General features: G+C 70.6%; 22 protein-coding genes. 4 read left to right on the forward strand and 18 right to left on the reverse strand.

The features are described from left to right. Window positions 1-2,460 precede the first annotated feature (2,460 nt). Window positions 2,461-3,021, forward strand: a complete 561-nt coding sequence (locus tag ACIPSE_RS44850) for a hypothetical protein (RefSeq protein ID WP_401675501.1) — start codon at window positions 2,461-2,463, stop codon at window positions 3,019-3,021. A 71-nt stretch (window positions 3,022-3,092) separates the two neighbouring features. On the opposite strand, the gene ACIPSE_RS44855 is transcribed toward ACIPSE_RS44850, so the two are convergent. Further along, window positions 3,093-3,671, reverse strand: a complete 579-nt coding sequence (locus tag ACIPSE_RS44855) for a Uma2 family endonuclease (RefSeq protein ID WP_401675503.1) — start codon at window positions 3,669-3,671, stop codon at window positions 3,093-3,095. A gap of 277 nt (window positions 3,672-3,948) precedes the next feature. On the opposite strand from ACIPSE_RS44855, the gene ACIPSE_RS44860 reads away from it, so the two are divergent. Then, a complete protein-coding gene (locus ACIPSE_RS44860; RefSeq protein WP_401675505.1) occupies window positions 3,949-4,755 on the forward strand; it encodes a transposase family protein in 807 nt (268 codons plus the stop codon). A 271-nt stretch (window positions 4,756-5,026) separates the two neighbouring features. Here ACIPSE_RS44860 and ACIPSE_RS44865 read toward each other — a convergent pair whose 3' ends face one another. Continuing rightward, entirely contained in the window at window positions 5,027-5,338 is a 312-nt protein-coding gene (locus ACIPSE_RS44865; protein WP_401675507.1) for a hypothetical protein, read from the reverse strand. Between the two features lie 774 nt (window positions 5,339-6,112). Then, entirely contained in the window at window positions 6,113-6,382 is a 270-nt protein-coding gene (locus tag ACIPSE_RS44870) for a PaaI family thioesterase (protein WP_401675509.1), read from the reverse strand. A gap of 20 nt (window positions 6,383-6,402) precedes the next feature. Between ACIPSE_RS44870 and ACIPSE_RS44875 the strand changes: the two genes are divergently transcribed. Continuing rightward, a complete protein-coding gene (locus ACIPSE_RS44875; RefSeq protein WP_401675554.1) occupies window positions 6,403-6,570 on the forward strand; it encodes a hypothetical protein in 168 nt (55 codons plus the stop codon). Window positions 6,571-6,781: 211 nt separating this feature from the next. On the opposite strand, the gene ACIPSE_RS44880 is transcribed toward ACIPSE_RS44875, so the two are convergent. Together ACIPSE_RS44880 and ACIPSE_RS44885 are read right to left on the reverse strand one after the other, a co-directional pair. Further along, a complete protein-coding gene (locus ACIPSE_RS44880) occupies window positions 6,782-7,459 on the reverse strand; it encodes a response regulator (protein WP_401675511.1) in 678 nt (225 codons plus the stop codon). A gap of 105 nt (window positions 7,460-7,564) precedes the next feature. Further along, entirely contained in the window at window positions 7,565-9,412 is a 1,848-nt protein-coding gene (locus ACIPSE_RS44885) for a sensor histidine kinase (RefSeq protein WP_401675513.1), read from the reverse strand. Window positions 9,413-9,717: 305 nt separating this feature from the next. Here ACIPSE_RS44885 and ACIPSE_RS44890 point away from each other — a divergent pair, with 305 nt between their 5' ends. After that, a complete protein-coding gene (locus ACIPSE_RS44890; protein ID WP_401675515.1) occupies window positions 9,718-10,434 on the forward strand; it encodes a hypothetical protein in 717 nt (238 codons plus the stop codon). A gap of 96 nt (window positions 10,435-10,530) precedes the next feature. On the opposite strand, the gene ACIPSE_RS44895 is transcribed toward ACIPSE_RS44890, so the two are convergent. The 13 genes from ACIPSE_RS44895 to ACIPSE_RS44955 form a co-directional block, all read right to left on the reverse strand. Beyond that, on the reverse strand, window positions 10,531-11,241 hold the full coding sequence (locus ACIPSE_RS44895) for a helix-turn-helix domain-containing protein (RefSeq protein ID WP_401675517.1): 711 nt from the start codon (window positions 11,239-11,241) through the stop codon (window positions 10,531-10,533). 157 nt (window positions 11,242-11,398) lie between these two features. Then, window positions 11,399-13,261, reverse strand: coding sequence for an ABC transporter ATP-binding protein (locus tag ACIPSE_RS44900; protein WP_401675519.1), 1,863 nt, complete (start codon window positions 13,259-13,261; stop codon window positions 11,399-11,401). Then, window positions 13,249-15,147 (reverse strand): ABC transporter ATP-binding protein, encoded by a 1,899-nt coding sequence (locus tag ACIPSE_RS44905; RefSeq protein ID WP_401675521.1) that lies wholly within the window; start codon window positions 15,145-15,147, stop codon window positions 13,249-13,251. Before ACIPSE_RS44905 ends, ACIPSE_RS44900 begins: the two co-directional genes overlap by 13 nt. After that, complete coding sequence (locus ACIPSE_RS44910; RefSeq protein ID WP_401675523.1) at window positions 15,144-16,298, reverse strand: hypothetical protein; 1,155 nt, start codon at window positions 16,296-16,298, stop codon at window positions 15,144-15,146. Before ACIPSE_RS44910 ends, ACIPSE_RS44905 begins: the two co-directional genes overlap by 4 nt. Continuing rightward, complete coding sequence (locus ACIPSE_RS44915) at window positions 16,295-17,326, reverse strand: ABC transporter substrate-binding protein (protein ID WP_401675525.1); 1,032 nt, start codon at window positions 17,324-17,326, stop codon at window positions 16,295-16,297. Before ACIPSE_RS44915 ends, ACIPSE_RS44910 begins: the two co-directional genes overlap by 4 nt. A 70-nt stretch (window positions 17,327-17,396) precedes the next feature. Further along, window positions 17,397-18,161, reverse strand: a complete 765-nt coding sequence (locus tag ACIPSE_RS44920) for an ABC transporter permease (RefSeq protein ID WP_401675527.1) — start codon at window positions 18,159-18,161, stop codon at window positions 17,397-17,399. Then, window positions 18,158-18,910, reverse strand: a complete 753-nt coding sequence (locus ACIPSE_RS44925) for an ABC transporter permease (protein WP_401675529.1) — start codon at window positions 18,908-18,910, stop codon at window positions 18,158-18,160. The genes ACIPSE_RS44920 and ACIPSE_RS44925 overlap by 4 nt, the downstream gene beginning before the upstream one ends. After that, complete coding sequence (locus ACIPSE_RS44930) at window positions 18,903-19,712, reverse strand: ABC transporter ATP-binding protein (RefSeq protein WP_401675531.1); 810 nt, start codon at window positions 19,710-19,712, stop codon at window positions 18,903-18,905. The genes ACIPSE_RS44925 and ACIPSE_RS44930 overlap by 8 nt, the downstream gene beginning before the upstream one ends. After that, the gene (locus ACIPSE_RS44935) at window positions 19,709-20,848 is read right to left on the reverse strand and encodes a Rieske 2Fe-2S domain-containing protein (RefSeq protein WP_401675533.1); all 1,140 of its coding nucleotides are present in this window, start codon (window positions 20,846-20,848) and stop codon (window positions 19,709-19,711) included. The genes ACIPSE_RS44930 and ACIPSE_RS44935 overlap by 4 nt, the downstream gene beginning before the upstream one ends. Continuing rightward, window positions 20,845-21,870, reverse strand: a complete 1,026-nt coding sequence (locus tag ACIPSE_RS44940; RefSeq protein ID WP_401675535.1) for a Gfo/Idh/MocA family protein — start codon at window positions 21,868-21,870, stop codon at window positions 20,845-20,847. Before ACIPSE_RS44940 ends, ACIPSE_RS44935 begins: the two co-directional genes overlap by 4 nt. Then, window positions 21,867-22,778 carry a TauD/TfdA family dioxygenase gene (locus tag ACIPSE_RS44945; protein ID WP_401675537.1) on the reverse strand — a complete coding sequence of 304 codons (912 nt, stop codon included), beginning with the start codon at window positions 22,776-22,778 and terminating at the stop codon, window positions 21,867-21,869. The genes ACIPSE_RS44940 and ACIPSE_RS44945 overlap by 4 nt, the downstream gene beginning before the upstream one ends. After that, the gene (locus tag ACIPSE_RS44950; RefSeq protein WP_401675539.1) at window positions 22,771-23,883 is read right to left on the reverse strand and encodes a hypothetical protein; all 1,113 of its coding nucleotides are present in this window, start codon (window positions 23,881-23,883) and stop codon (window positions 22,771-22,773) included. The genes ACIPSE_RS44945 and ACIPSE_RS44950 overlap by 8 nt, the downstream gene beginning before the upstream one ends. 47 nt (window positions 23,884-23,930) lie before the next feature. Further along, entirely contained in the window at window positions 23,931-25,073 is a 1,143-nt protein-coding gene (locus ACIPSE_RS44955; RefSeq protein WP_401675541.1) for an amidohydrolase family protein, read from the reverse strand. Between the last annotated feature and the right edge of the window lie 20 nt (window positions 25,074-25,093).

Consider the following 25,093-nt stretch of genomic DNA (forward strand, 5'->3'; position numbering starts at 1 on the left):
GCACGCCCTCACAGCTGTCATCGACTTCCTGTAAAACGCCGACCTCGTGCACATTCCCCCCTAGCCAGGCGATACCCCGCCGCATCTATGACAGCACCCGGCACTGACAACGACCGACCACCTGCCGATACACACCCGGAATCCACCGGCAGACGCTCAACGGAGTTGCATCGGACACGAGTTGCCGGTCCTGGATTGTCAGTGGTGGTCGCTACCTTCGAAGGACATGCCGTCAACCGCACGGCTCCACCAAGGGGACTACCCCCACCCCACCGCCGAGGACTGCCCGTGACCTACGTACGCCCGCACCGTCGCCGCGACGGTACCTACGTCAAAGGCCACCACCGCCAGACCCGACCCCGCGCCGCACAATCAGCCGCCACGCCCCGCCGCTCCACACCGCGCCCTCGACAGACTCCTACCGGGGCAACCGCCTACGTCCGCCCCTACCAACGCGCCAACGGCACCCACGTCCGCGGACACCACCGCTCCCTCAACCCACGCACCGTCGCGGTAGCCACCGGCTCCGGACTGGGCGCTCTGCTGCTGTTCCTGTTACTGCTGTCCCTGGCTGGCGGGTCAGGGACCAGTAACAGCGCACCAGTCGATGCAACGTCGTCGCCATCGGCATCAGCCACAGGCCGCTGACGCTCCGCCGCACCCGCACCTGGGCGCGGAAAACCCGACCAGCACCTTGAGGGGTCGCGGCGTCAGGGGCCACGCGTCGCTTTCGCAGATCAATGAGATAGGCCGATCCGCACCGTGTGCGGACCGGCCTGTCTGTATTTGAGCGCCGGGCAGGCCTTGCACCTGCATTTCCCCGCAGGAAGCGGGGCGTCTTTCCTTGGACCACCAACGCCACACCAGCCAACCGCAGTTGCGGCGACCAGCTCAAGATCAAGCATAGCGTGCGCGGATCAGATCAGTGCGCAGACACCGAGGAGGCACGCGTCCGTGCCACGGCCCAGAGCAGCGCCGAAGCGTGTTCACGGTCTATCACCCCACTGCGGTTGCCTGTGCCGTGTGCGGCACGCGAGGCGAATGAGGTGCCGATGCCCCACTGCGGATGGACGAGAATGCTGGGCACGGCAGCTACCTCCTGCGTCGCACCCACAGCGCTTCCCGGCCACCCGCCAGGTCCCGTGCTCGGGTCGCGTTTCTGAGCACGTCAGGTTCTCGTGCGGTGGCAAGGTCTCTGACAGTTCCCGGGTACGGCTGCCGGTAGGGCTGGGCATGCGGCCGTTTCGTACCCAGTCCTCGGGGGCGGCGATAACGCAGTCCGAGGCTTTCGTTCAGCGGCCCGGTCTCTTTCCGCCGCGACGTGCTGGGCCAGCGTCCCGTGACGCCGAGCGGGAACGGCGGGACTTCCGTACCTCGCCCTCGGCTGGTTGAGCTGCGGGCGAGGAGAACCCGCCGGGAATACCCGGCCGCGCGGAGACGACAGCGTGAGGCGCGGACCCCTGATCCTCTCGCGGTCGCTCAGCGCGTGAGGGCTTTCCTGCGCGGTCCAGAACGCGGGCGTGGGGGATCAGCGGAGCGCATGCCTCGCACACCTCCTCCAGGGTCCAGACGCGTCCCACGACCGGGTCGTGCTGCAGGACCAGTGCCACGCCGCCCGCGCAGTGAACGGGACGTTCAGGGTGGGCGGCGCACTGTGAGGAGCCGCAGTGGCACCAGGCGTTGCCATGGACGGTGGCCACTCGCGCATGCGCTGCAGCATGCTGTTCGGCGAACGCCCTCAGGGCGGCCAGGTCCTTGGAGCGCGGCGGCATCCGGCACGCCGCGGTGCTGCAGGTGACCGCCGCGCTCCGGTCCGCGTAGCCGGCCAGGCGGACTGTCCAGACCCGGCCGGGAACACGTTCGGCAGTGGGGTCGCTGGCAGCAGTGGTCACAGGTATCCGTTTCCCAGGAGATCAGCATGAAGCAGTCCACTATGGACTATCCGGGGCCGGCGCCGCGTCACCCCTCTTCCGACGCCTTCAAAGCGTCGGCAGCGCCTTGGGCGGCCAGGCCCTGTGGGCGCACCTTCTCGAAACGTCCGACGGCGTGGCTGCTGCCAGAAAGCAACATGCTGCTCCCCCTGCTGGCTCAGCGCACTGCCGCAGCCGGTACCGACGTGCTTCTCACGGGCCCGTTCCTGCGCCCGGTTGTCCCCGGGCGGACAGTCCCTGGCACGGTGCAGCCGAGTGTGCAGATCCAACGCAGAGCCCCATGACTTGCCCAAGTGCCTCACGGCCATGCCTATAGTGAGCAGCGGGGACGAGTGAGCGTTGAGACACTTCTCTGGTCACATGCGTACTGTCACTGACGCAGGACACCCGTGGCGTCAACGGGACGAGGGTGCGCTCGGTCTGGCGCGGAACACGGGCCTGTTGCCCACAACAGTTGTGAAGGAGCAGCACGATCATGCCTGACACTACGGCTTCACAAAACGGGGTTACCTCCCAGTACGCGGCGCAGGTGGCCGGTGACCTTGAGCGAATCCTCAAGGAGCAGGAACGTCTCGGCGCCGAGATAGACGCCCTGCAAAGCCAGTTGGCCGACCTGGACAGGGACCGTACGGTGCTGCTGAGCCTCCAGGAAGCCCTCGGCACAGCAACCGTCGCCCCCACCCCCGACGCCGCCCCGCGCCCCGCCGAGAAGAAGACCACCACGGCGCCGGCCAAGGGGACCAAGACACGCGCCAAGAAGTCGGCACCCGCCACAAGCAAGGCACGCAGCGCGAAGAAGACAGCGCCCGCGAAGGCCACTGAGCCTCAGCAGTCCTCACTGGTCGCCCTGGCACGCGAGTTCCTGGCAGGCCAGAGCGAACCCCGCTCCGCCGCAGAAATCGCCGAAGCCCTCACCCGGCAGCATCCCGACCGCACCATCAAGGCAACGGTCGTGCGCACCACCCTCGAAGGACTCGTGGCCAAGAACCAGGCCCAGCGCAACAAGCAGGGCTCATCCGTGTTCTACACCACTCCCACCCCGGCAACGCCTCCCGCCGACAGCAGCCAGAACCCAGACCAGACCACCTGACACCGTCGATCACAGAACCCGGCCGACACGGACGGCACTGCACCCAAGGTCTCACTCGGCAATCCTGTGCTTCACCGGCCACCGCCTTCCCCGTAGCGGGGCAGCCCGGCCGTGTCGATCTTCCATCCGCCGACGGTAACCATGTCTCCGAACACGTAGTGCTGCCGATTGTCGTACGCCGCTTCACCGCTGCGACGGGTGGGCGCCCAGTGGTGCACGGCGCTGCCGTCCCGGGGATCGATGATCAGGTAGTGCGGAACGCCCATCGCAGGGTAGTCGCGCAGCTTGCCCTCGTAGTCGTTGGCCGGATTGGACCGCGACACGATCTCGATGACCAGATGCGAACGCCGGGGATCGATCGCGTCGCTGTCGGCGGTGGCCTCCTTCTCATCGATCACCACCAGGTCCGGGACGCGCAGGACGCCCAGAGCAGCGTCCTCCATGTCGGTCTGCCGCCTCAGGACCAGATCCGTGTCCAACTGCGGCTCGAGTTGGACGCGCAGACGCTGCGACACCAGCTGGTGCTGCTTCCTGCGGCTCATCATCATGAGCAACAGGCCATGACTGATCTCCGGCCACGCCAGGAGCTCCGGCGGGTCGAAGGTCTCGCGGAACTCGCACAGTTGGCGGTAGACGCTCTGCTCAGTCACGCACTCACTCTGCATGACGACATCGTCGTGCCTCACGGGAGGCGTGTGGCCGTGCGGCGGGCGAGAGAAGGCCGGAGTTCAGGGCCGACGGTGCCCGGTCACCCGGCCTTCCGGCCCAGGGCCCTCGCTATCGTCTGCAATGGTGGTTACGGGCCCGGCCCGAACAGAGTCTGATCCAAGAGGAGTTCAGGTGAGTGAACCTCTTTCATCCTGTGCTGGCGGGTGAAATGGGCTGGTCAGCGGGTGTGGTGACGAGGCAGGGCCCCTCGTCGTTGGCGTGGTGATTCCACTCAGCACACCGGCGACCAAAGGGGCCCTGTTGGTTCCGTATCCTGCCACGCTCGACGTCCCGCACGAGCTCGTCGAGCATGTCTCGTGGTTGCTGCACGGGCACCGCCGGACCCGCAACACCCGCTGGCGCAAGCTCGGCTGCTTCGACCAGGCACTGCTCACTTTGGTCCACCTACGCAAGAACGAGACGTTCGCCCAGCTCGGCGCCGGGTTCGGAATATCGCAGGCCACCGCCTGGCGGTACGTCGACGAGGCTCTGGAAGTGTTGGCCGCCTGGGCTCCCGGCCTTCATGAAGCCCTCACCGCTCTCGGTGAGGGCGACCATGTCATCGTTGACGGCACTGTGATCCCCATCGACCGCGTCCGCGCGGACGAGCCGTACTACTCGATGAAACACCGGAAGCACGGCATGAACGTGCAGGTGATCGCGCGTCCGGACGGCACCCCCCTGTGGTTCTCCCGCGCGACACCGGGCCGCACACACGACCTGACCGCGGCCCGGGCCCACGGCATCGTGCAGGCCTGCCTCACCCGGCAGATCCTTGTCCTGGCCGATCGCGCCTACCAGGGCGCCGGCGCTACCTTCCGCACCCCCTACTACCACCACAGCGAACAGCCCGAGCACTACCAGCAGTTCAACCGCGACCACGCACGACTGAGAGCCCCCGGCGAACGCGCCTTCGCCCGACTCAAGTCCTGGCACATCATGCGCCGAGCACGCTGCTCGACCCGCCGCATCAGCCGCACCGTCCAAGCCATCCACGTACTACTGACCTGCGACTATTCAGGATGAAAGAGCTTCACTCACCGGCCCTCACGCTCCGACGCCGTACGCGGGGCCCGGCTCGCCGCCTTCCAGACCGGCCTGATGCACGCCGCCACCGAAGAGCGCTTCCGCCGCGTCCTCTCCTTCCATAGCCGGGTGAGCGCGGCGGAAGCGATGGCGGCGGCCGTGCCGGTCACCGCGCCCCGCCTCGCCGACGACGCCCCGGGCACCTACCCGCCCGCCGCACAGGTCTGGTCCGACTGGCTCTACAGGAATCTTGGGGTCCTCCCCCGGCGAACTACGTTGCAGCGGGGGCGGGATCGGTGAACGAAATCGGCTTGCCAATGGCGCGGGCATAGTCGATTTCCCTGCTCGTGGACTCGCCGACGTACCCGTCAGGGTTGACGACCAGAACCCGGTCTGCCAGGTCGATCTTGCTCAGGTGGAGGGCGTCCAGCGCCTTCTTCTGCTTGTCGGTGATCAACTCGTCTGTTTCGCCTGGCGCGACAACGATGACCCCGGCGAAGGTCAGATCACGATTCGCCGCACGCATCTCGTCCACGAACCGGGTAGAGCCGCAGAGGCAGACGATTTCAGGTCGGTCGGGCACAGCTCATCCCTTCGCTCGAACGGGACACCGCCAGCATGCAGGTTGGTACTGCATCAGTGTTGGCCCGCCAGTCAGCCGTCGGTTCGTTCCTTCTCGATCGCATTCATCCTGCGGACCATGTCGATCTACGCGCGGATCATCGTGTCGAACAGGGCCTCCGGATCGCCGTCGGGTCCGGCGTTCGTTGGTCGGGCGGCCGCCCGCTGTGCGGCAGGCCCACCCTGCGGCTGCCTTGCAGGTCGGGCATTCGACAAGGTGCATCCACGAGCGCACGAGATCCATCTCGGCATCGGAGCGGAGGTGACGTCGCCACTCGCCGCCCCACGGGATGCTCTGCGATCCGTTCTCCACGCCCAATGCCCCCTGGGTCCGGTGGTGTGTGACGTCGTCGGTGCCGTGATGATGACCGTACCTGCGGTGGCACCCCTCAGCGGTCGATCGGGGGAATGCCGTCCAGGCCGCTCTCGGAGAGGAGTCTTCGGCGCAGGCTCCGGCGATGCCCGCAGCAGTAGCGGTCTTGCCGACGCCGCCCTTCTGGTTGCAGACCACAAGGCGGCGGGCGTAGGGGGTCGTTGCCGGGCCGGAGTGCTGCCGAAGCCAGAGCTCAACGGACTGCGCGAGTCCTTGCACGAGGGGGATCCCTCGCTGAGCGCATGTCTCCTTCAGCTCGGACCACTGACCCGGCGGGAGCCAGCTTGACCATCCGACGCCGCCAGCGGTGTCTACGGTGGGGACCTCTTCTGCCGGGGCGGAGCCAGCCTATCCAGGAGCGCTTCACAGGCTGGGAAACAGGGCCCGGGCTTGTTCGGGGTCCGGCGAGACGAAGACTGCCTCTGCTGCCACCAGGACGGTGGAGGTGTCTTCTTCGGTGGTGATCGAGCCGGTCACGTACACCTTGCGGCCTTCGGTACCCGTGACATGGGCGAGGACGCGCAGCGGGGATTGCAGCGGAACGGGACGGTGGTAGCGCATCTGGAGGGAGACGGTCATGCCCGGCATTCCCGCGGTGGCACAGGCCCAGCCCATCAGCTCGTCCAGCAGCATGGCGCCTGCTCGCCGACTCCCTGCGTGCCCACGGCGCCGACGCCGAGCAGGCGGCGCAGGTCGCCACGCTCGTCGTCGCGGCCGTCGAGGGCACTGTCGCCCTTTGCCGTGCCAAGCGCAGCACCGAACCCCTGGACCGCGTCGCAGTGCAGCTCCAGGCCCTCATCGACGCCACGATCAAGACCTGAGGGCCTCGTCGAGGGCGCTCGGGGCAGCACGGCCGACTGACCCGCGCGAAGAACTGGGCGATCGACCGCGCGCAGCCCCTGAGCGCCCCTGGCCGATGACCCGCCGCTGTCGGTCGTCGACGGTCTGGGCGAGTGGACCGATCGTGGCGGGGACTTCGGTGCTGTTGGCGGTGCTGCTCTGGCTCCAGCTGGGAAGGCCCGTTTGTGCCGGTCAGTGCCCGCCCGGCTGGAGTCCCCCGGGCTGGAGCCCGGCGTCGCGGGCGAGGAGGGCGGCCTGGACTCGGTTGTCGCAGTCCAGCTTGGTGAGGATGCGGCTGACGTACGTCTTCACCGTGGCCTCGCTCATATGCAAACGCCGCCCCGCGTCCGCGTTGGAGAGCCCCTCCCCGAGCAGCGCCAGCACCTCTCGCTCCCGGGTGGTGAGCCCGTCGAGCCGGCGCCGCGCGGCCTCCCCACGTGTGGTGGCCCCGGTGGCGGAGAGCGCGTCCGCCACGTGCCGGGTGGCCGCGGGCGAGAGATACGCGTTGCCCGCCGCCGCGGCCCGCACCGCATGGATCAGCTCGCCGGGCGCGGAGTCCTTCAGCAGGAACCCCGCACCGCCGTGGCCGAGCGTCCGCAGTACGTTGTCCCGCTCACCGAAGGTGGTGAGGATCAGGACCCGTACCTTCGGCGCGGCGCGGCCGAGCTCGACCAGCGCCGTCAGCCCGTCCATCACCGGCATCTGGATGTCCAGCAGTGCCACGTCGATCCCGCCGCCCCGGGCCTTCTCCACCGCCTCGCGGCCGTCCCCGGCCTCGGCGACCACGTCGATGTCGTCGGCCGAGGTGAGGATCATTCTGATGCCGGCCCTGATGAGTGGCTCGTCGTCGGCGACGAGGACCCGGATCACACAGCCTCCTGCGCGGTGTCGATCATGACGTGGTGATGGAGCAGCGGACGGAATGGCTCCGCCATCATGCCCTGTTGGGGCCGGCCCGCCGCACGGAGGCCGGCATCACTTCGCCTTGTACGTCTCCTTGGAGACCAACTTCCCGTCCTGGAAGCAGAATCGGAAGACGGTGAGGGCGTCGACCCCCTGGTCGTCCTTGGAGGTGAAGTGCCGGCAGGTCGCTCCCCGGGGCAGTTCGGGCCCCTGGTCCGCCAGGTCCGAGGTGAGCCACGAGTCCTCCTTGGGGAGCCTGGCCTGGATGTCCGCCTCGGCGTCCCCGACCTTCGCCTCCTCGTAGACGCTCGGCGAGATGTCCGCCTTCTTCACCTCTTCCGTCATGACGCCTACCCCCCAGACGCCCAGGCCGATGACGCCCGCGACGAGGACGACGGCGGTGACGGCGCAGCCGATGGCGACGTTCTTCCTGCTGCTCATAGTGGTGGTGAACTCCCTTTGTGGATCGGCCCCGTTGATGACCGTTCCACCGTCGCCCGCCGCCCCCGGACGCCGCTGCCCCCGAAAGTCGCGAGCCGGTACGACGGAGGTCGCGCCGTACGGCCCCGCGCCCGGGGCACCGTTCCCCGCCCAGCCCTCCGCGCCGCTTCCCGCCTCGCTCTCCTCCCCGTACGGCAGCATCCCCGCGATCCGGAAGCCGCCGTCCTCGGTGGGCCCGGTGTGCACCATGCCGCCGACCCGGCCGACCCTCTCGCGCAGCCCCTTCAGCCCCTGGCCGCCGCTGATCTGGGGCGGCACCTCGGGCGCTCCGCCCGGCACGGGCCCGTTGGTGACCTCCACGACCAGGCTGTCGGGTTCGTACCGCAGGGCAAGGCGTATCGGGGCGCCCGGCGCGTGCTTGTGGGCGTTGGTCAGCCCTTCCTGGACGATGCGGTACGCCTCGTGGTCGGCGGCGGGCGCCAACGGCCGCCGGGCACCGCTGCGGTCCAGTGACACCGCCGTGCCCGCGTCCCGGGACGACTCGACCAGGCCGTCGATGGCGGCGGTGGTACGGGGTGCGTACGGTGCCGAGGCGGCGCCGCCCACCGGCTGCCGCCGGTGCTCCTGGTGCTCCTGGTGCTCCTGGTGCTCCTGGTGCTCCTGGTGCTCCTGGTGCTCCTGGTGCTCCTGGTGGGAGAGCTTCCCCTGATTCCCCTGATACTGCTGCTCGTTCCGGTGCCCCTGATAGTCCGCCTCGTCGTGGAGCACCCCCACCGCCGCCCGCAGTTCCTCCATCGCGGTGACGGAGGCACCCCGGAGGATCCGTACGGCCTCCCGCTGGTTCCCGGTCAGCTCCGGGTCGACCTGGAGGGCGCCCGCGTGCACGGAGATCAGGGCGAGCTGGTGGCCGAGGCTGTCGTGCATGTCATGGGCGATACGGTTGCGCTCCAGCAGCCGCGCCTCGCGGGCCACCATCGCCTGCTCGCGCTTGAGTTGCTCGTTGTTCTGCCACAACGCGTCGAGCAGCCGCCGCCGTTGGTCCCGGTAGCGGCCGACGAGGGCCGGCACCACGGCAAGGGTGAGGAACGTCGCGACGTTCCACCCGAGGGTGACGAGCAGCACGGGCGCGGACCCCGAGGTGATGTCCTGGTACAGGCTCGGGACGGTGTGGAGCGCACACGCGGCCCCGAACGCGGCGGCCACCCGCCAGAGTTCCGTGATCCGCCGCCCCGCCGACCAGGCGGCGCAGACCAGCAGCACGGAGGCCATGACATTCCACCCCCCGGCCAGCGGGGCGGAGAGGATCAGGACGGTCGCGGGCAGCGCGTGGCGCGCGGGCGCGAGCAGGGCGATCGCCCCCGCGAGCAGGACGGTCCGCGGCCCGAACGTGTCCACCCATGCGCCGATGCCCATGGCGAGCCCGGCAAGGGTGACGGCGAGCACCGTCTCCCCGGCGATACGGGCGGGGCTCCAGATCACACCGCCGGTCAACCGCTGCCGCAGGCCCCGAACGGTGAGCCCGGCGGAACGTACCCGTCGAGTTCCCACATCCGTACCCACCCTCACATCCACATCCATTTCCCTGTCCGCATACACCGGACCGACGGTAGGAACCCCGGAAGAACGTGCGCATCGGCCGAGCGTCGTGCCACCGTACGACGAAAGTTGACACCTTCGTCGCCCGGGATCGCGACTTCCGGAGGCTGCGCCGGACCGGCCGTGCGGCCGACGATGGACGGACCGAAACACGGACACGGACACACGGGGAAAACGGGAGAGGTCACATGGACAGCACGGGTACGGAGTCGGGTACGGCAACGGGCGCGGAGAAGGGCAAGGCCACCGTCGGTCTCACCAAAGCCGCCCCCACCCCCGACCCCGTCTCAACTCCGGCCCCCGCCTCCGCAAAAGCACCGGACATCCAGTCCCACGACACCTTCGTCATCAAGAAGACACTGAGCCTCAAGGCCGGCGAGTACGTGGTGAGCGTGGCCCGGCCGGACGGCTCCGAGGGCGAGCCTGTCGCGTACGCACGCGAGAAGCTGCTGTCGCTCAGGGGTCAGGTGACCGTCTACACGGACGCGTCCAGGACGTCCGTTCTCGCCGCCTTCAAGGGCCGCGACCACGAGGTGGGCTACATGTACGACGTGCGGGACGCTTCGGGCCAGTCCTTCGGCTCGTTCCACGAGGACGCGGGCTCGTCCTTTCTCCGCAAGACGTGGCATGTGCGGCAGCCGGGGAGAATGAAGCTGACCGGCCGCGAGCGCAGCCGGGTGGTCGCCCTCGTCCGGTTCGTCTGGGAGTTCGTCCCGTACCTCGAATACGTGCCGTTCATCTGGCCCTACCGCTTCAAGTACACCGGGAACGGCAAGCCGCTGATGACCGTCGCCAAGAAGCTGGGCCTGCACACCCGGTACGTACTTCGGATCCACACGCCCGACATCGACCGCCGCCTCGCCATCGCCCACACTCTTGCCCTGGACGTCCTGGACGTGGACTGACACGTACCTGCGAAACGACCGCCGCTGTCCAGCTGCCCGACCAGAGCGCCGACGTCTTCGTGCTTCTCAACCCCACGTCACGTCGCCGGGTCGCGCTCAGTCGGACGCCCGCAGATCGTGTCGCCGGGCGGCCAGGAAACCCGCCTGGAAGCGGCTCCCCGCACCCACCTCGTCAAGGATCTCGGCGATGCGACGACGGCAGGTGCGCACCGAGATGCCCAGGCGGCGAGCGATCGCCTCGTCCTTCTCTCCCTGAGCGAGCATGCGCAGGATGGCCCACCGGGAGTCGTCCGTGGCGTCCGGTTCCGTTCCCGCGACGCCGATCGCCGAGACCCAGAACCAGTCGAACAGAGCGCGCAGGAGTTTCAGGAACGACGAATCGCCGCCCAGTGCCACCCAGTGGCCGCCGTCGCGCTCCCGCAGATAGGCGTAGTCGTGGTCCACGATGATCAGGTCGCCGAACAGCCCGCGTGCCGTCCTGAGCTGCGCACCGGACATCCCCACCGCTGAGGCTTCTCGCCGGACGCGTTCGTCGGAGAGTACGGCGGGGTCGTAGAGCACCCGGATGCGTACCTCTCCCCGAGCGGACGGGCGGGTGCCGATGGCCCGGCGCAGGGCCTCGGGCGTCGACAGGACGACCAGTATCTCTTCGCGGCAGGCCGCCACGGCCTGGGGTACGGAGGGGAACGGGGGCGGCGACGGTACGTGGGACGGCTCCCGGTCGGCACCTTCCGCCGAAGGGATCCGCAGGGGGCACGCGCGGGGTGTCTCCGCGGGAGGCGACAACTGGTCAGGTTCTGTGCCCATGGGCACAGAAGAGGCCTGCTGACTGCCTTCGCCGTCGTGGAGCATCATCACCCCTTGTTCTTAAGGAGGTATGCCACTGGCATACTAGTTTGGAGGGTCAGGGGGCAGAAAGGGCGGGTTTCGGCCAGTCGTGCCGCGGTCGGCGCCGTCTGCCCGGTCACGCGTAGAGCCGGCGTTGGATGCGGTACAGCTGTGCGTACAGCGTGTCGGCGCCCCACAGCGTGCGGTGCGTGCCCTGCTCCGCCACCTTCCCGTCCCGCAGGACGACGATGACGTCCGCCCTCCGCACCGTGGACAGCCTGTGCGCCACGAACAGGGTGACCGCTCCGGTGGTCTCCGGGCCCTGACTGCGGCTTCGTGCCTTGCGGCTGAAGCGGTCGAAGATCGTGTGCTCACGGGCGGCGTCCAGGGCGGAGGCGGGTTCGTCCAGCACCAGCAGCAGTGGGTCGCGGCGCATCGACTGCCGAGCCAGTGCCAGGGTCTGCCACTGGCCTCCGGACAGGTCGGTGCCAGGGCCGTAGCCACGCCCGAGCAGGCCGTCCAGCCCGTGCGGCACCCCGGTCAGTACGTTCGCGCCGTCCGCCTCCTGCACCGCCGCGCGAAGAGCCGCGTCGTCGCCGATCCTCGGGATGTCGCCGAGTCCGACGTTCTCGCGCAGCAGCAGTTCGAAGCGGGTGTAGTCCTGGAAGAGCGTGGCGGTGCGGGCCCGCCACTCCTGCGGCGGCAGGTCCCGCAGGTCGACGCCGTCGACCAGGATGCGGCCGGCGGTCGGGGTGTACAGCCCGCACAACAGCTTGACCAGCGTGCTCTTGCCGGAGCCGTTCTCGCCGACAACGGCCACGGACGTGCCGGCCGGCAGGTGCAGCCACAGGTCGTCGAGCGCGGGCGCCTCCCGGCCGGGGTAGCGGAAGGTGACACCCTCCAGCCGCAGGCCGTCGTACAGACGGCGTGGGGTGGCGCCGGGCCAAGGCCCCGCCGCCCGCCCGCGTGAACCGGCCGTCGTGGTGGTGTCCGCGCTCCCGCCCCCGGGCGCGTTCCGGTCCTCGGGACCCCTTCCGCCCGTCCCCTCGATCTCCTCCAGCCTCCGCAGGGTCCGTCCGGTGCCCAGGAGGGTGGTGACCAGCAGCACCGCGCTCGCCACCTGCATACCGATCTGCCCCGCCAGCGAGATCACCAGGACCACGTCACCCACCCCGGCATGGCCTGTCCGGGCGCGTTCGACGGCCAGGACGAGGGCGGCGCCGCAGGACAGCGCGAAGCAGGCCTGGCCGCAGGCGCGGAGCGCGGCGGCCCTGAAGTGGGCCCGGCCCGTCACCCGGCCGAGTTCGGACCAGGACCGGCGGCGCTCGGCGGCCAGCGCGGCTCCGCCGCCGCAGACACGGACCTCCTTCGCCTCGGCGGGCCGGGTCGCCACGGTCAGCAGGTGGTCGGCCCGGCGCGCGCTCTCGGCGGTGCTTTCCCGGGCCGACTCGATGACGGCCTGTGCCCTGCGGCCCAGGACCACCGAGGGCAGCGCGGTCAGGGGCAACAGCAGCAGATACGGGCTGACGAGGGCCAGCAGAACCGCGGCGATCGTCATCTGCGCGAGGAGGCAGGCGACTTGCAGCACGCACTCCAGGGCCGACCGGCTCTTGGACAGTTCCTCACGGATCAGCTGTACCCGGTCCGCGAAGCCGGCGGATTCGCGTTCGTCGAGATCCCCTTCGGCGCCGACGGAACGCAGCAGGCGCTCGTGCAGTTCCGTCTCGACGCTCTCACCGACCTCGAAGTAGGACAGGTGGGCGAAGTGGGCACACATCAGTTCACCGACCAGGACGACCGTCACCAGCGCCATCACGGTCAGGGCTCCGCCGAGGCGGCCCGCGATGACCAGGTCGGTGAAGCGGGCGAGTCCATAGGCCGCGAACGGCGTGGCCAGGTAACCGGTGAGCATCAGCAGCACCGCCCGCCACAGCTTGCCGCGGTCCGCCCGGCGGGCCAGGGCCAGCAACTCCCCCGCGGTCGCGATCAGTTCGCGCACGGCTCGCCTCCCGTCGCACCGTCGGTGAGACGAAACCGGTCGGACTGGAGGCGGAACAGCTTCGCGTAGGTGCCGTCGCCTTCGAGCAGATCGGTGTGGCTGCCGTACTCGGCGACCCGCCCGCCGTCGATGACGGCGATCCGGTGGGCCTGTCTGACGGTGGAGAAGCGGTGCGAGATCACCACGGTCGTCAGGCCCGCGGTCAGGTCGAGGAACTCGTCGTGGAAGGCGGCCTCGGCCCGGACGTCGAGTTCGGCGGTGGGCTCGTCGAGGATCAGCACCGACGCGCCCTGGCCCACCGCGCCGAACGCCCGCGCCAGGGCGAGGCGCTGCCACTGACCGCCGGAGAGGTCGACCCCTTCGGCGTACTGACGGGACAGCGGTGTGTCGAGCCCGTACGGCAGTGCCCGCACGGCGTTCGCCGCCCCGGCCCGCTCGACAGCCGCCAGCAGGGCCGGTTCGTCGGCGAGCAGACCGGGTGCGCCGAGCGCGACGTTCATCCGCGCGGACAGCTCGTAGCGGACGAAGTCCTGGAAGATGACGGCCAGCCTGCGCTGCCACTCCTGAGGGGAGAGGTCGCGCAGATCGGTACCGTCCACGGTGATCCGGCCGCCGGTGGGCTCGTACAGCCGGGCGAGGAGTTTGATCAGGGTGGTCTTCCCTGCGCCGTTGAGGCCGACGATCGCGGTGGAGGTCCCGGCCGGCAGCTCCAGGTTCAGGCCGTCGAGGACCAGCCGGTTCCGGCCGGGGTAGGCGAACTCGACGTCCTCGAAGGCGATCACGGAGCGTGCCGGCAGCACGGCCGGGCGGGGTGTGTCGCGAGGCCGCGCCGCGGTCGGGGCGGGCGTCTCCACCGCCCGGTCCCACTCGGCTCTGCGCGCCAGCTCGCGCAGCGCGTCGTAGGCCTGGAGTCCGAACTGTGTCTGGTCGTCGCTCTCCGGGAAGTGCGTGCCGAAGCGGAAGCACATCAGCGCGGTCTGGAGCGCGAGTGAGAACGACAGCACGTCCGTCCCGCCGTCCACCGCCGAGACGGTGAGCTGGTGGAGTACCACGGCGAACCCGGCCAGCCCGATGACCGTGTAGCCGATGAACGGCCAGAACATCGCCGCCCGTCGGCCCGCCCACAGCGGGGCGAGGTAGGCGCGGGAGTCGCGGCGGTGCCGTTCGCGGTACCAGTCGAACATGCCCAGCATCCGGAACTCCTTGGCGGAGCGCGGGGAGATGCCCGCCGTGCGCAGATAGGTGACGCGCTGCCGCAGCGGGGTGAGTCGGGTCCACACCAGGCCCAGGGCGCGCGACGAGCCCCGGCGGCCGAAGCGGATGGCCACCGCCGTGCACCCGGCGATCAGGCCGGCCGGTGGATTCAGTACGGCAGACAGCAGCGCCACGCTGACGGACAGCTGGCTGTAGCGGGCGACCAGCGCGAGGAGGCCCGCCACCGCGTGGCCGGGGGTCGGCGGGGTGCGGGCGAGACCGTCCCGCGCGTCCGCGAGGAGCCCGTCGGCCTCGGCGGCCTCGGCGGTGGCGAGCGGGGCCCGTTCCAGGACGGTCGTCATGAGGACTTCGGCGCACCGGCCGTCCACGGCGCGGGCCACCGTCTCGCCCACGGCCGCCTGGAAGGGGGTGAGGATCTGATGGAGCGTGAAGGAGGCGACCGCGCCGGCCAGGCCCACGACCAGCGGGCGCGACCAGCCGGCCGGATCGGCGGTCCCGGTCGGCAGATCGCCCAGGACCACACTCGTGCTCACCGCGAACGCCACCGGCAGCAGCCCGAGCAGCACGTTGAAAGCGACCGCCCCCGCCGCGAGCGGCCGGCCGGCTCCGTACAGCAGACGTGTCAGGGTCCACCATCGTCCGGCGGACGCGAACAGGCCCCCAGCGGTCATCCGCCCTCCCCCGTCGACTCGTTGACACCTCTCAGGGCCAGTTCCCGCAGCAGCCCGAGGTGGGGGCGCCACACCGTGAGGTCCGCGTCGAAGCCGAGACCCGACTCGACGTAGGAGTCCAGCACCCTGTCGTGGACCGGGGACGGCAGGACCGCCATGTGGCGTCCGTGGTCGCGGGCCAGCCGGGCCGCCGCCCAGCCCAGGCCCAGCGCGCCCAGGTACACCTCTGCGACGAACGCGGCTGTCACGGCACGCCGTTGAGGCAGTCCGCCGCTCTCGCCCATCCGTGCCACCACGCTGTCGGCCACCGCGGCGATGCGCCGCCGGTCCATGCCCAGCAGGTCCAGCTGGGCGCCGCGGCCGACCGTCCAGTACCCCTGCGTCCGGCCGCGCCCGCTCAGCAGCACGCGCAGCCGAGCCCGGCGCTGCCGGAAGAACGGCAGCGCCGGAAGGAGGTGGAAGCAGGCGTCGTCGGTGCCGGGCGAGGAGCCCGCCGCCTCCATGAACACCACCGAACGCCGGATGCCCTGGTGGTCCAGGCCGGTCAGGCTCGGCTGGTCGTCGTGCTGGACCAAGTTCGGCACCCGTAGTGCCGAGGGATGTCCGCGCTCGTCGAGGAAGCGGGTCAGCGCCTCGTCGTCCGCGCCGTCGAAGGGCACGATCGGGCGGGCGTACGCGACGAACTCGTGGGCCATCGCGCAGGGCATCAGCGCCACTTGGGTCGGGAAGTAGTCGTACGGCACGGTCGGCACCCAGCGGTAGCCGGCCAGCAGAGCCGTCCGGGCGGTCACGCCGTTCCAGCTGTTGGAGTTCGCGTACAGGGCGATGGCCGCGTCCGGGTGCCGGGCCGCCGCCGCCACGGCCAGCGCGGTGAAGTCGGCGGTCGGTACCACGTCGTCCTGGAGCACCATGTGGTGAGTGCTGCCGGCCGGACAGCGTGACCATGCCTCGACCGCCGTGCGCATGGCGTTGGACGGGCCGTCCGGCAGCGGGTCGTAGACCACTTCCGCGTCGCCGCCGAGCAGTCGGGCCAGTCGCCCGGCCGAGGCGGCCCGCCGGGGGTGGGCCATCACGGTGGCGCTCAGCCGTACGGCGGGGGGCTGTTGGGGTCGGGACGCGGTGCGGGCCGGGTGCCCCGCCGTCCGGCTCATCCGTGCGCCTCGGCGATGAGGCTGCCGTCGAGCAGTTCCGGGACGGGCGGCAGGGTCTTGGTGCCGCGGGCCCGCAGTCCGGGGTACACGTGGGCGGACAACTGTTCCGGGTCCACTGCGCACAGCCCGTGCACGTCGGTGTAGGCGTTGGTCACCAGGTGGTTCTGGGCCAGGTTCTCCGCCGCGGTGATGCCGGGGTCGAGGCCGAGGCTCTTGCCGTAGACCTCCAGGGTGAGCTTCGTGCCCAGGGCGGGGGAGTCGAGGTTGCGCCGGTAACCGCGGGCCACCGCACGCAGGTAGCCGACGTAGTCGTCGCGGCGCTTGTCGATGTCGGACCGGCGGGCCGCCATGACAAGAGCGTAGTCGGGCATGCCGAGGTCGCTCTGGGTCACCGCCACCACGTCGTGTCCCGCCGCTTTCAGGGCCAGCGGCTGGGAGGTGACGTAGCAGGCCATGACGTCGCACTGGCCCTTGGTCAGCGCGGCGGTGCCGGAGCCGACCGGGACGCGGGTGTAGCGCACCGGCAGACGGTTCAGCCGCAGGATGGCCTCGACCAGCACCTCGCTGCCGGGGGAGAGCCCGATCCGGCTGCCCACGAGGTCCTTCGCGGTGCGCACCGGTCTGGAGGCGAGGCTGACGAACCCGCCGGGCGACGTCTGGAGCACCGCGCCGATCGCCACCAGGTCGGCGCCCTGTGCGCGGGCCGCGATGACGGCCGCGAAGTCCGCGAGGGCCACGTCGGCGGCCCCCGCGACCGCCGGGGTGACGGTGTCGGGGACGCTCGGGCCGCCCGGCACCAGGGCGCCCTTGATGTGTTCGCTCCTGAAGTAGCCTTCGTGGTCGGCGATGTAGTGGCCCGCGAACGTCACGTCCTTGAGCCACGACAGCTGCGTCCGCACGCTGCCACCGCCGCTGCTGCCCGCCGCGACGCCGCCGCACGCCGACAGCAGTCCGGCCGCGCCGAGTCCCGACACCGCGCCGAGCAGGGTGCGCCGCGAGAGCGGCCGTGCTGTGTGGTGCCCGTTCATGTCGTCCTCGTCTTTCCGTGTGTCGTGCCCGGAGGGATGCACAAGCGGCAGGGAGGGGCCGGAGCGGCGGTCACGCCCGGTCCAGGGACAGGTGGTCCCGGACCCGGCGGTCGACGTGCTCGCCGACCGTCCAGGCGAGCAGGGAGAACACCGTGGAGGTGAGCAGGATCGCCCAGACGGTCTGTGTGGCCATCAACGCCTGGGCATGGGCGAGGGACGCGCCCAGCCCGTCATTGGCCGTCAGGTACTCGGCGGTCATGCAGGCCAGTACGGCCATGCAGGAGGTGAGCCGTGCGGCGAGGACGAACTCCGGGAGCGCCATCGGCACCCCGACGTGCCACAGCGCCCGCCAGCGGCGCCCTCCCGCCGCGGCCGTCAGATGGGCGAAACCGACGGGTATCCGGTGGAGGGCGCCGGTCACCAAGGCGAAGGCCGGGAAGAAGCTCATCACCACGGTGGTGATCACAGCAGCCGTCCAGCCGAAGCCGACGATGACCGTGATGGTCGGGGCGAGCGCGATGATCGGCACACAGCGCATCACCATGCCGAAGGTCCGCGTCAGGTGCTCCAGCGCGGGGAACATGTAGGCGACCAGGGCGAGCGACGTACCGAGCAGCAGGCCCACGGCCGTGCCGACGGAGGCACGGACCAGGGTGACGGGCAGGGCGTGCCACGGGGTGAGCACGTCGTCCAGGAAGGAGTCGAGCACGCGGTGCGGGGCGGGCAGCAGCAGCGCGGGAACCCCGGAATCCGCGGACAGCCCCACCCACAGGGCGCCCACGGCCGTCGCCGCCAGCGCCCAGCCCAGCAGCGATCGCGCCCACGCCCGGTTCATGCCGGGCCCCCGGTCAGCCCGCGGCGCCGGTCGACCGCACGGGCCAGGTGCGACACCAGCCCGTACCCGGCCAGTGAGACGGCCACCACCAGCACGGTGTCCGCCATCACCAGATCGTCCTGGCTGTCGCGCATGCCCGAGGCCAGCAGTACGCCCAGTCCCTTGTCCGCGCCGAACCACTCCCCTATCAGCGCCCCGAGCAACGCGGTCGGCACGGCGAGGCGGGTCGCGTCGAGGACGAAGGGCACGCTGTAGGGCAGGGTCACCAGCCGCAGCCGGCGCGTGCGGCGGGCGCCGTGGACGGCCAGCAGTGCCTTGAAGGAGACGGGTTCGCGCAGGAGTCCGGAGTGGGTGGTGGCGAAGACGGGGAAGGTCACGCCGACGGTGGCGCTCACCACCGGCACGATGTTGCGGTCCAGCACCAGCGCCAGCAGCGGCCCCACGCCGACCAGGGGCAGGACGTAGCCCACCAGCAGCGTGCGGTTGACCAGTGCTCTGACGGGCGGCAGCAGATAGGCGGCCCAGGCCGCGGCGACTCCGATCGCGCAGCCCGCCAGCAGGCCGAGCCCGGTGGACCGCAGTGTCGCGAGCGTCGCCTCGGTCAGCAGGGTCCGGTCCGCGCGCAACGTACCTGCGACCGTGGACGGCCGCAGGGCGTGCGCTGTGCCACCCCACTGCCACAGGGCGATCGTCATGACGAGGAGAGCGCCCGCGCACCACCGCGCGAGTCGCCGTCCGGATTCAGACATGCAGCGCCCCCAGGCAGTGCTGGATCAGTTCGCGCATCACCGGGTCCGAGGCCGGCGGCCTCGGCCGTTCCAGCGGTACGGCCAGTTCCTGCACGATCATCGAGGGCCGGTCGGACATCACCAGTACCCGGTCGGCCAGCCGGACGGCTTCCTCCGCGGAGTGGGTGACCAGGACGGATGTGACGTGGGTACGGGACCACACGGCCTCCAGCTCGTCGTTGAGCCGGTGCCGGGTGACGGCGTCCAGGGCGCCGAACGGCTCGTCGAGCAGCAGCAGTCGGGGCCGCATCACCAGAGCCCTGGCCAGCGAGGTGCGCTGGCGCATGCCGCCGGACGCCTGGTGGGGCCGCAGATGGGCGAGTTCGGCCAGCCCCACCATCTCCAGGACCTCGGTCACCCGGTCCCGGTCGGTCCGCTGCCCGCACACCTTGTAGACGAACTCCACATTGGCCCGCAGCGACGCCCAGGGCAGCAGCGTCGGGTCCTGGAACGCCACGCCCAGCGCGTGCCGTGCCGCCAGTTCCCGCGGGTCGTCGTCCCAGCAGGTGACCCGGCCCGTGGTGGGCTGTTCGAGGCCGGCCATCATGCGCAGCAGTGTGGACTTGCCGCAGCCGGAGGGGCCGAGGACCGCCACGAACTCCTTCTCCCCGATGTCGAGGCCGATTTCGCGCAGCGCGTGCACCGCTCCGGCGCCCGCGCCGAAGGTCTTGGACACGTTCTCGACCCGGACGACGGTCGCGCGGGCGGCAGGGCCGGTCCCGGTGTCGGCGGACAGCGGGGTGACCGCGGGGCGTCCGGTCACGACGCGGCCGGGGCGCTGGTCATGGAGGTGCCGTACGGGTCGGCGGGGGCGGGGGCGGGCGCGCGAGAGGGCGTGGCGGGAGGCACGTCGAGGAGGGCGGCGGGCCAGCGGTCGGCGGGCGGGGAGACCTCCGTGACGTAGTCGCGCCAGCGGGACCGCAGCAGCCGCTCGGCAGCGGAGGCCACCGGGTTCAGCTCGCTGCGCGGCTCGTCGGGCCGGGTCTCCCAGGCCACCTGCTCCAACTCGCCTATCCATGCGTCCTGTTCCTGGATCCGCGCCAGCACCAGCTTGCGGAAGAACGGTTCGAACAACTGCCGGAGGCGGCGGGTCGCGGGCCGGGCCTTGAGGTAGAGGGTGATGTAGACGGCGACGCGGTCGCGGGCCTCGGGCCGGAAGAACACCCAGACCACCAGGCCGTCGCCCAGGTGGGCGTGGTGGTGCGGGTAGTCGTAGTGCACTTCCAGCGGGTTGGTGACGGTGGCCGCCGTCCTGCCGGAGCCCAGGAGCAGTCGCAGCACCCGTTCGGAGCGTCCTCGGCCGCTGGTGATGCGGTAGCGGCCGAGGACGCTGTCCGGGCCCGTGACCAGTTCGTCCAGCACGAGGTCCGACCACGGCTGGTATTTGCGGTGCAGATGGAAGTGCGTGTAGTCCATGCCGTTGACCAGGCCGATGCCGTAGTGGTTGGGGAAGACCCGGTCCTGCCGGAAGGAGAACCAGGCGTCTGCGTCCCACTCGGTGGTGTCCGGCGGTTCGGGCGGCATTGGTGTCACCGGCTCCGGCAGGAACCAGACGAAGCCGCCGCGCTCGACGACGGGAAAGCCGCGCACGCCCAGCCGGGGCAGCGGCCTGCCTGGCTCCAGCGTGGGGACGCGTGCCACGGTGCCGTCCGGGTCGTACTCCCAGCCGTGGTAGGGGCACACCACGCGGCAGCCCGAGACCTCTCCCTCATGAAGAGCGACCCGGCGGTGTGCGCAGGCGTTGTCCAGGCAGTGTGCCGTGCCCTCGGTGTCCCGGTAGACCATGAAGGAACGGCCGAGGAAGACAACCTCCCTGGTGGCTCGGGACGGCAGTTCCGCGCTGCGGCAGGCCGGATACCAGCGGCGGGGATCGACGCCCACGTCGCAGACGTTGCTCATCGGTTCTTCTCCATTCGGTTGCGGACCTCCGCGAGCACCCTGGCCCGGGATACGAGCGCGGCCGTCTCGGCCGGTGCACGGGAGGCGACACGGGCGGCGAAGGCGTCGAGCTGATGGTGGTAGGAGGTGGCCGCCCTGATCGGGACCGGCTCGATCGGGGCGCCTGCGGAGTGCTCCCATTCGGCCCGGAACCCAAGGCCCGCCGTGCCGGCTCCCGGCGGCGGTACGGGGGCGAACGGTGAGAGGAGACGTACGGCGCCCTCGGTGCCCTCGATGTGGGCCTCGCAGACGGTGGCCGGGGCGCGCAGAGCGGCACGGACCTCCGCACGCACCGGATGAGGGCTGCGGAGGGCCAGTCGGGCCCGGCTCTCCAGATCGACTCCGGTCGGTCCGCGTACCGCTTGCACGTCGAGCACGCTCCAGGTTCCCGGCACCAGGCTGTGCAGGAGGTCGACTCCGTAGCAGCCCACGTCCAGGAAGGCGCCGCCGTCGAGTTCGGGGCGCAGCCGTACGTCGCAGGGGCGGTCCAGCAGCCAGCCGTAGTCGACGGTGATCCGCCGGACCCGCCCGATCGCCCCGGCCCGGAGCGCGGCGAGCACCCGGGCCACCGCCGGATGATCCCGGTAGTGGTAGGCCTCCTGGACGAGCACCCCGCGTCGTGCGGCCAGGGCCAGCAGTTCCTCGACCGCGCTCGCGTCGCAGCTCAGCGGTTTCTCGCACAGCACGTGCTTGCCTGCCAGGACCGCCTGGCGTGCTTTGGTGAGGTGGTCGGAGTTGGGCGTGGCCAGGTAGACGGCGTCCACGTCGGAACACATCAGCAGTTCCGGCCAACTCCCGTACGCTGGAACACTGTTGGCCTCGGCGTGCCGGCGGGCCCGGTCGCGGTCCCGGGAGGCGACGAACGTCACCGTCGCGCGGGCGCCGGCCGTCACCGGGCCGTGGAGCGCCCATCCGCCGATCCAGCCGGTGCAGGCCGCGCCGATCCGCAGCGGCGGGGCCGTGGCGGGTGCGGGCGTCGTCATCCCAGCGGGCCGGCGGTCGCGGGCGCGTGGACCAGGCACCGCTGGAGCCAGCGGTCGGTGCCGTCGTAGCGCGGCCGGTAGGCGGTACGGCCGTGCACCATGTGGACGTTGTCCAGCAGCAGCAGATCGCCTGCCCGCAGCACGATCCGCGTCGCCGTCTCCCGGACGGCGGTGCGCAGGGCCTCCAGCGGGCCGGCGTGGGCGGCGTCGTGCGGGACGAGGGCGTCGGCGTAGTGGTAGCGGGGACGGTCCCGCCAGCGGCCGATCACCGGCAGCGGCGCGGTCAGTGTGCCGTCGGGCAGGGCGAAGCCGTAGGCGGGTTCGGCCAGCGCCTCCGCCTGGGCCGCGGGCAGGCCCGCGCACACCCGCGCGAGGTCGCACAGCACGGTCTGGGCGCGCGGGTCGCCGCGCAGGCAGTAGAGGGCCAGCGCGTCCGGCGTGTCGGGCCGGAAGGCGGTCTCCGTGTGCATCTCCAGGCGCACGGAGTTGCTGGCGTTCTGTCCGCGGGCCTGTTCGGGCAGCGGGTAGAGGTTCTGCACCCGGTCGCCGTCGTGCCAGTCGGCGTATCCGAAGATCTCTCCGACCGGGTCGGCGACCGCCTGGAGCAGCGGTTCGGTGCCCACGCTCCGCCGGATCAGGGGGTACGGGCGGTCGGGTGTGGCCGGCAGGTCGGCGGGGACGGGCAGTCCGGACACCAACAGCGCGCCGGCCGCGCCGAGTTGTGCGCCGAACCGTGTCACGGCCTGGGCGACCTCGTCCGGCAGGGGCGCCTCGGCGGGCGGCCGGGACGGGCCGTCCGGTGTGCCGTAGGGCCGCGTCCGCTGCCCGGTGGACCATTCCATCAGCGTGTCGGCGGCGCGCGCGGTCAGGCGGACCGCGGGCAGCGGCGGCGTCGGGGCGTCACGCAAGGCTGAAGACCCCTGAGAACACCGGCAGTTCGTACCGTTCGATGATCTTGTTGAAGGCGACGTGCACGTCGATCAGTTCGTCCAGGTCGTACTGGAAGGGAATCCTGTGCTGCTTGGTCACGAACGCGGTGAACACCGTGGGCGAGGGCACGACGCCCAACTCGGCGATGGTCTCCAGCCCGCGTAACGTCTCCGCGGACGGCTCGATGCCCGCGAGCAGGCAACTGCCCACGTTGTGGGCGCCGAAGACCTCGACGGCGTCGGCGAACACGGCCACGTAGTCGTCGAAGTCCAGGGTGCCCTTGTAGCCGTGGATGTACTTCGCCCGGTAGTCGGCGTTCACGATCTCGATCCCGCTGTTGAAGCGGGAGACACCCGCGTCGCGGAGCCTGCGCAGATAGGCCAGCCGTCTGCCGCGGTCCTTGGCGAGGCTTGGGGGTATCACCTGGGAGACGTAGATCCCCTCGGTGTAGCCCTGGTCGCGCAGACGGGCGGCCATCCCACAGTGCCGGTCCAGCTCCACCTGCTCGTTGAGGATGCTGCCGGTGCACAGCCAGACGATGTCGTACCGCGTCCGGAACTCCTCCGCGTGCTCGCCGACGTAGTCGAGGCATTCCTGGTAATTGGCCTTGTAGTTGCCGGTGTTGGCCTGCTGGACCGACAGCACCTCCCATTCGCTTTCCTTGAAGCAGAAGTCGCAGGAATAGGCGCAGTAGGTGTGGTAGTCGAAGACGAAACTGCGGGTGCCGTTCTCCCGCAGGAGACCGAAGTTGTACATGCCGGTCGGTGCCCGGCCCTCGTCCACGAACTGCGCGCAGTCCACGGAGACTTCGTCACCGTTGATCATCGCGGTAAGGGTCTCGCCGGAGAAGACGAAGGGCGACTCCTGGTTGACGCGGACGGTGACCTTCTTCAGGAAGTCCGGTCCCGAGACGACGATCTCGATCCGTGGTACGACCTGCCCCAGGATGGGCAGCCTGATGTCCGTGGTGGACAGCTGCACTCCGTCCCGCAGGGCACCGAGCCGGAAGACCTCCTCCAGCCGTACCTTCGAGGCGTTGGCGAGTTCCAGTGGTGAACGCTCCACCTGGCTCGTGTGCTTCATGATTTCCCTCCAGAGATGTCACGAACCCGAACCGCGCGCCCCGGGGCCTACTGGCCCTTGAGCATGCGCAGGGCGTTCTCGCCGAGCACGGCGGCGCCGTAGCTCGCCGGCAGCCGGGCGATGCGCTCCCGCCATGCGTCCTCGGGGTCCACCGGGGTGCCGGGGTGCGGAAAGTCCGTCGCCATCAGGACCCGGCCGTGCAGTTCCTCGGGCAGTCGCTCGATGCGCTCGCCCAGACCGGTGGAGAAGAAGAAGGTGTCCTGGTCGGTGAAGTACGCGGACGGTGCCCGGTCAGGACGCGGGCGGTCTCCGTCCGCCAGGGTCTCGTACGACTCCTCGGCCCGGTCCAGCCAGGAGGGCAGCCAGCCCACGTTGCACTCGTGGAAGGCGACGCGCAGCCGCGGGTAGCGGTCCGGCACCCGGGCGTCGAGCAGACCCGCGAGGAACAGCTGGCCGGGGAGCAGCTCGTTGACGTGGTTGAAGAAGGTGCCGGCCAGCGGCGAGGCGAACCGGGTGGGCGGCTCGATGGTCAGCAGGTGCGGTACCGCGACCTTGTGGACGTGCACCACCAGGCCGTGGGACTGCGCCGCTGCCCAGAAGGGATCGAGATCCGCGCCGATCCGGTCGATGCCGTGGGGCAGCATCACGTGCCCGAAGCCCGCCGCCGCCAGGGTGTCGACCTCCGCGCCGACCGGTGCGTCTGGTGACAGGGCGAGTTGCCCGACCGGCAGCAGCCGGGCCGGATCGGCGGAGGAGAAGTCGAGCAGCCATCGGTTGTACGCCCTCAGGTGAGCGACCGCGTAGGGGGAGGCGGGCGGGATCTCGCGCGGCCAGATCAGCCCCAGCGAGGGGAACAGCAGGGTGGCGTCTATCCCGTGGGCGTCCAGCCACCGCAGCCGGGCCGGGCCGTCGTAGGAGGCGGGCGCGCAGGAGTCCCGGTAGGAGGCGTAGTCGTCCTTGGCCAGCGAGTTCCAGTCGTGGATCGGCTCGCCCTCGGCGTAGGCGATCCCGCCCAGGCGGCGGATCATCCGGGAGGGGGCGCCGTCGATGAGCAGTCTGTCCCCGTCCCGCGCGTCGCGCTCGATCCGCAGGCAGGTCGCCCGGAACCGCGGGTCGACGTACGCCTCCCAGAGGGTGCCCGGTTCCATCACGTGACTGTCGGTGTCCACGACCTGGTGGCCGTTCCACATGGTGCGTCTCCTCCTGCCGA

The sequence above is a fragment of the Streptomyces sp. NPDC090106 genome (assembly GCF_044747265.1).
Taxonomy (GTDB): domain Bacteria; phylum Actinomycetota; class Actinomycetes; order Streptomycetales; family Streptomycetaceae; genus Streptomyces.